Source organism: Sphingomonas sp. 37zxx (genome assembly GCF_000786205.1).
Classification (GTDB): domain Bacteria; phylum Pseudomonadota; class Alphaproteobacteria; order Sphingomonadales; family Sphingomonadaceae; genus Sphingomonas.
Window position 1 is genome coordinate 1 of the sequence record NZ_JROH01000072.1, and the last position, 5,688, is coordinate 5,688.

Annotated in this window: 6 protein-coding genes; 4 read left to right on the forward strand and 2 right to left on the reverse strand. The window is 64.4% G+C overall.

Annotated elements, in window-relative coordinates:
• Positions 1-189: 189 nt before the first annotated feature.
• Positions 190-1,773, forward strand: coding sequence for an amidase (locus QU44_RS16110; RefSeq protein ID WP_033923435.1), 1,584 nt, complete (start codon positions 190-192; stop codon positions 1,771-1,773).
• A gap of 144 nt (positions 1,774-1,917) precedes the next feature.
• Here the strand turns inward: QU44_RS16110 and QU44_RS16115 are convergent, their stop codons facing one another.
• Positions 1,918-2,379, reverse strand: a complete 462-nt coding sequence (locus QU44_RS16115) for a DUF2721 domain-containing protein (protein WP_033923437.1) — start codon at positions 2,377-2,379, stop codon at positions 1,918-1,920.
• A gap of 88 nt (positions 2,380-2,467) precedes the next feature.
• Here QU44_RS16115 and QU44_RS16120 point away from each other — a divergent pair, with 88 nt between their 5' ends.
• Complete coding sequence (locus tag QU44_RS16120) at positions 2,468-3,568, forward strand: GNAT family N-acetyltransferase (RefSeq protein WP_033923436.1); 1,101 nt, start codon at positions 2,468-2,470, stop codon at positions 3,566-3,568.
• 74 nt (positions 3,569-3,642) lie between these two features.
• Here the strand turns inward: QU44_RS16120 and QU44_RS16125 are convergent, their stop codons facing one another.
• Entirely contained in the window at positions 3,643-3,933 is a 291-nt protein-coding gene (locus tag QU44_RS16125; RefSeq protein WP_052135002.1) for a hypothetical protein, read from the reverse strand.
• A 60-nt stretch (positions 3,934-3,993) separates the two neighbouring features.
• Here QU44_RS16125 and QU44_RS16130 point away from each other — a divergent pair, with 60 nt between their 5' ends.
• Together QU44_RS16130 and QU44_RS17980 are read left to right on the forward strand one after the other, a co-directional pair.
• Positions 3,994-5,349 (forward strand): site-specific integrase, encoded by a 1,356-nt coding sequence (locus tag QU44_RS16130; RefSeq protein WP_231621783.1) that lies wholly within the window; start codon positions 3,994-3,996, stop codon positions 5,347-5,349.
• A partial coding sequence (locus QU44_RS17980; RefSeq protein ID WP_156141243.1) for an Arm DNA-binding domain-containing protein occupies positions 5,346-5,688 on the forward strand: 343 nt, incomplete at its 3' end. The genes QU44_RS16130 and QU44_RS17980, both read left to right, overlap by 4 nt.

A 5,688-nucleotide genomic window follows, 5' to 3' on the forward strand; every position in this document is an offset into this window, starting at 1 on the left:
CGAATCGGTCGGGTTCGCGGCTCCGATCGCCGTCCCGGCTTCGCGCTGAACAGGGCTTGGGCCAACGAATCGGACAGGGCGGAATGGCGGGGTTGCCAATGTCGATGCCGCCAGCCACCCTCCCGGCCAATCGCGCGGCCCAGGGGGGCATCAGGCGGCGCACCCCCTCGGTTACATCAGGAGTTTCGGATGCGGCGGTGGATGGCGACGGCAGCAGTGGTGGCGATGACGGCGGCGGCGGCGCCGGCAATCGCGCAGCGTGCCGCGATCGAGGAAACCAGCGTCGCGGCGGTGCAGGCCGACATGGCTGCCGGGCGCACCAGCGCCGAACGCCTGACTCGTGCCTATCTCGCGCGGATCGCCGCGATCGATCGCAAGGGGCCGACGCTGCGCAGCGTGATCGCGCTCAATCCAGAGGCTGTGGCGCAGGCGCGCGCGCTCGATGCCGAACGCAAGGCGGGGCGGGTGCGCGGGCCGCTGCACGGCGTGCCGGTGCTGGTGAAGGACAATATCGAGACGGTCGAAAATGCCACGACCGCCGGCAGCCTGGCGCTCAAGGACAATTTCACCCGCCGCGATGCGCCGTTGGTGGCGCGGCTGCGCGCGGCGGGGGCGGTGATCCTCGGCAAAACCAACTTGTCCGAATGGGCCAATATCCGATCGTCCAATTCGATGAGCGGGTGGAGCGCGGTCGGCGGTTTGGTGCGCAACCCCTATGCGCTCGATCGCTCGTCCTGCGGATCGTCGAGCGGCACCGGCGCGGCGATTGCGGCGAGCCTCGCCGTCGTCGGCGTAGGGACCGAAACCGACGGATCGGTGGTGTGCCCGGCGGCGATGAACGGGCTGGTCGGGCTGAAGCCGACGATCGGTCTGGTCAGCCGCACCCATGTCGTCCCGATCAGCCATAGCCAGGATACCGCCGGGCCGATGGCGCGGAGCGTGCGCGATGCCGCCGCGCTGTTTTCGGCGATGATCGGCAGCGACGCCGCCGATGCGGTGACCAGCGACGCCGATCGCCATCGCCGCGACTATGCCGCCGGGCTGGACGCCAGCATCATCCAGGGTCTTCGCGTTGGGGTGCTGCGGCCCGAAATGTCGGCCGATCTGGCGGCGCGCTTCGATGCGGCGCTTGCCGTGTTGAAGGCAAAGGGTGCGGTGCTGGTCGATCTGAAGCGGCCTGAGACCGAGGGCATGGGTGCCGCCGAGTTCGACGTGCTGAAGATGGAGCTGAAAAGCGACCTCAACGCCTATCTGGCGGGCACGCCGGCAGCGGTGAAGACCCGGACCCTGGCCGAGGTGATCGCGTTCAACCAGGCCAACGCAGCGGCGGAAATGCCGTTTTTCGCGCAGGAGATTTTCGAACAGGCGCAGGCGACCGGCGGCGTCGATGACCCGAAATATCAGGCGGCGCGCGCCAAGTCGCTGGCACTGGCACGCGGCGCGATCGACGGCATGCTGAAAACCGGCGACGTGCGGCTGATCGTCGCGCCGAGCTATGGCGCATCATGGCTGTCCGATCCGGTGCATGGCGACCAGTTCAGCGGCCCGTCGGCGAGCGCGCTTCCCGCGATTTCGGGCTATCCGCATCTGACGGTGCCGATGGGGCTGGTCGATGGCCTGCCGGTGGGGCTGTCCTTCTTTTCGACCGCACTCACCGAGGGGCTGTTGCTGAACGCCGGCTATGCGTTCGAACAGGCGGGGCAGATGCGGGTCGCGCCCGGCTATGCCGCGTCGGCGAATGCCGGGCCGGGGCTGGAGGGGGCAGTGCGCTAACCCGCTCCCGTTCGCACTGCGCTTGTCGAAGTGCCGTTCTGTCGGCTCGGGTAAAAGGGAAGAACGGTGCTTCGGCAAGCTCAACACGAACGGGGGAGAGAGGTCAGGCGCGATTCGCCCCGATCCGCCGCTCGGCAGCGGGGGTCATTTACGGTCCTGTTCGAGCAGTTCGGCGCGGACGTGGATTGCCTTCAGCGACATGCGGACCTCGATCAGGAAACACAGCAGCCCGATCATCAGCATCAGCATCGACAGGATGAAGGCGAGCGCCACGATCGTGCCAATCTTCAGGTTGCTGAGTTCGGCAATGAACATCAACGCCACGACCACGCAGATCAGCACCGCGCTGAGCGTGACCAGGAAGATCGCGGCGTTGATGACGCTGATCCGCCGGTCGATCCGCCGCAATTCCCAGACATGGCGATCATGTTCGGGACCGGTCGATCGCGGATGCAGCCGCTCGAGGATACGTGCGCGATCGATCACCCGCGCCAGCCGGCCGGTCATGACGTTGAGGATGCCGCCGATCCCGGCCAGCAGGAACACCGGGGCGATGGCGACCTGGATGGTCGCGGCGACGGTCGAGATGACGGGAGAAAATTGCATCAACGCCTTTGTGGGGGCATCCATGCTTTGCGGCAAGCCGTTCGTCGATGGCACGACCTGGTAACCGGTTGTGGGTAGAGATGCGCCTATGACCAAGCCGATGCTGCCCGCCGATTTCGACCGTTCGTCGCCAACCTACCTGATCGAGACCGTCGATGGGCTGGCATCGGCGATCGACACGGTGGCAGGCGGCGCGCGCGAGACTCACCGATTCCTGCGCTATGGCTGGTTCGCAGCGGCGCTGGCGGCCTATGGCGGGCAGGCGCGGACGGTGATCGTGTCGCGCGCGGGGGCACCCGTGATCACGCTGCCGATCACGCGGTTCGGCCCCGCGCTACTGCGGCTGGCGGCGGTGCCGGGCTGTTACTGGCCGTTTCGCAGCTTTCCGGTGCGTCAGGATGTCGGGCCTGAAGCGTTCGAACATCTGCTCGACGTGCTGGCACCGATGATGACCGCGCTTAGGATCGGGCCGGTCTATGACGATGATCCGGCGCTGTGCCTGTTGCGGATCGCAGCGCAGGCGCGCGGCTGGACCGCGATGCCGCGCGATGTCGCCGAAAGCTTCGTGCTGGATATGGATGGCGCGCGCGCCGAGGGGGCTTGGCCGCGCGGCTCGACTCTGAAAAAGAACCGCTTTCACGAAAAGCATCTGGCGGCGCACGGGGTGCCCGGCTGGGACTTTGTCGCGGGCGAGGGCTGGACTGGCCAGGCGTTCGACGAGCTGGCGACGATCGAGCGGGCGAGCTGGATCGCCGAGCGTACCGATGGATCGGATGCCAAATTCACCGACGATGGCCACGGTGGCTTTTGGCGCGCAGCGGCGCAGGATCCGGTGCTGGCGCAGATGATGTGGGCGGCGGTGCTGCGGATCGACGGCGCGCCAGCGGCGTTTTCGTTCGACCTGAATGTCGGCACGCTGAAATACGCCATCGCCAACAGCTATGTGCCAATTTTCGCCAAGCATTCGCCGGGCAAATTACTCTATTATCGCAATCTGGTGCGCGCGATCGATGACGGCATGAAGCGGGTCGATTGGGGCGCGGGCGACAGCGGCTATAAACGCACGATCGGGGCCGAGGCAGGGCCGATGATCCGCGACTGGCTATTCGTGCGACCGGGCGTGGCGAGCGCAATCGCGCGGGTGCTGCGCGGGCGATGGGCCAAGAGCGGGCAGGGGCGACCTTCTTAGCGTATGTGGCGAACTGCCTCGACGGGTGGTGCGAGTGCCGCGAAAGCCACCCGGACGGCGATCATGCATCGCGCTCACCAAGCTTCACCGCAGGGGCGGATGATGGTGTCGAAGCTCCATGCCGAGCGCGGCTGCTGGCTGAGGCGAAAAACCTCCTCAGCGATGTCTTCGGGCTTGCAGAAGAAGTCGTCGGGCTTGTCGGGTGCCATTTTGCGGGTCCATTCAAGGTCGATGATAGCATCAATCGCGACATAGCCGACATGGACGCCCAGAGGCCCAACCGTGCGGGCAAAGCGACGCGCAATTGCGCTGCTCGTTCCCGGACCGACGCCCGTTACAAAGCATATTGGCCGCTTGTCGTTCATGCTACCAGCGCCTGAACAAGAAATTCGATGCGGTGATTGCCAAAAAAATCGCCTTTGTCGGTGTGGAAAAATGGCACACCAAACGCACCTTACGGTGCAGGCATGGAAAAAAAGCCAACAAACTCAACGAATCTTGCGTCAAAAACCGATGGGAGTTTGGGGTCTCTCGATGGCTATATGCTCCCCAAAATTCCGCAGATTTCCGCGCTTTCTGGGCCGATTTTGGAGGCCGATGATGCCTATTTGCTCCCCAATTCGCAAAAGTTAGCACCGCGAGCATTCCTCGACGGTAATTTCGCTCGCCGGAAGCACCCCGCTCAAGCCCAAGAATATACGATCTGGGATACCGAGCTTGTCGGCTTCGGGCTTCGGGTTCGGCCCAGTGGCAGCGGTTTCTGGGTCGTCCGTATGCGGCATCGCGGCAAGCAGCGGCGCGTCACGCTGGGGCGGACCGAGGATGTCGATGCCGTGCAAGCGCGCCTCCACGCGCGACGCCTCTTGGCCGAGGTGGCGTTGGATGGATTGCCCAAACGCTCGGCCGTCAAGGCAGCGCCCTTGCTAAGCGATTATGTCGATTTCTACTGGGGCGACATCGCCCGGTATTGGAAGCCGTCGACCGCGAAGCGCAGTGCTGCTGCATGGCGGCGCGACCTCGCTCCGGTGTTCGGAGGCATAGCGATTTCCGACGTCACGAAAGCTGACGTTACTCGCTGGCGAGACGACTGTGCCGGGCCCTCCGAGGCGATATTCAATCGGGCGGTTCCGGTGCTCGCCAGCTTGTTCAAATACGCAGAGGCGTTGCAACTGAGGCCGAAAGGATCGAACCCCTGCCGAGGGATGCCGCGCTACAAACGCGCGGCAAAGGATCGCTACCTATCACCGCTCGAATATCGCCGGTTGGGGGAGGCGCTGCGGGCCGCCGAGGCGCGATCTCCGGCGCAGGTGGCGGTCGTATGGCTGCTTCTCTATACAGGGGCACGCATCAGCGAGATACGCGATCTTCAATGGGAATGGGTCCGGCCTCCGCATCTGGCACTGCCTGATAGCAAGAGCGGCCCAAAGACGATTTGGCTGAACAGCCAGGCGCTTCGTGTTCTTGCCGACATCCCCCGACGCGATGGCTCTCCCTACGTCTTCCCCGATAAGTCGGGAACCGCTCCGATCTCTATGACATTCTGGTGGGCAACGTTCCGGCGAACATGCTCAATGCCTGATCTTCGCATCCACGATCTGCGTCATAGTTTCGCGTCGACCGCGATTATGGACAACGTACCGCTTGCGACGATCGGAAAGCTGCTTGGGCATATGCTCCCCGAAACGACGGCGAGATATGCCCACCTCTCGGATGATGTCATCGCCGATGCTGCGCAGCGCATCTCCGGGGCGCTGGCGAAGGCGATCGGGCTACCGACATGACCTCGCTGTCACTCCAACGGCTTGTTGCCGAGGCTTTAGCCGAAGTCGGCGTTAATTCAGGCTCTTTGGCTTCACCCAAGGGGAAGCCACGGACGACATCATGGCTTAGAAGCGAGCCCGGCTTTGGTATTCGTCACTACTCGACTGGCCGTAACGTTTACATAGTGCAGACGCGGATGGCGGGCCGGCTCAGGACGGTGACGATCGGGCCGGCATCGGTCATCACCGCGCATCAGGCCAGAATGGTTGCACGCCGGGTCATCGCTTATGCGCGAGTTGGCCATGATCCCGCGACCGACCGAGCGCGTATTAGCAGGCTGCTGAAAAATCCCACGGTTT

What these genes read in the sequence shown, in the direction of transcription:
- QU44_RS16110 (WP_033923435.1), top strand. Translation starts at nt 190, where the DNA reads ATGCGGCGGTGGATGGCGACGGCAGCAGTGGTGGCGATGACGGCGGCG.
- QU44_RS16125 (WP_052135002.1), bottom strand. Translation starts at nt 3,933, where the DNA reads ATGAACGACAAGCGGCCAATATGCTTTGTAACGGGCGTCGGTCCGGGA.
- QU44_RS16115 (WP_033923437.1), bottom strand. Translation starts at nt 2,379, where the DNA reads ATGCAATTTTCTCCCGTCATCTCGACCGTCGCCGCGACCATCCAGGTC.
- QU44_RS16120 (WP_033923436.1), top strand. Translation starts at nt 2,468, where the DNA reads ATGACCAAGCCGATGCTGCCCGCCGATTTCGACCGTTCGTCGCCAACC.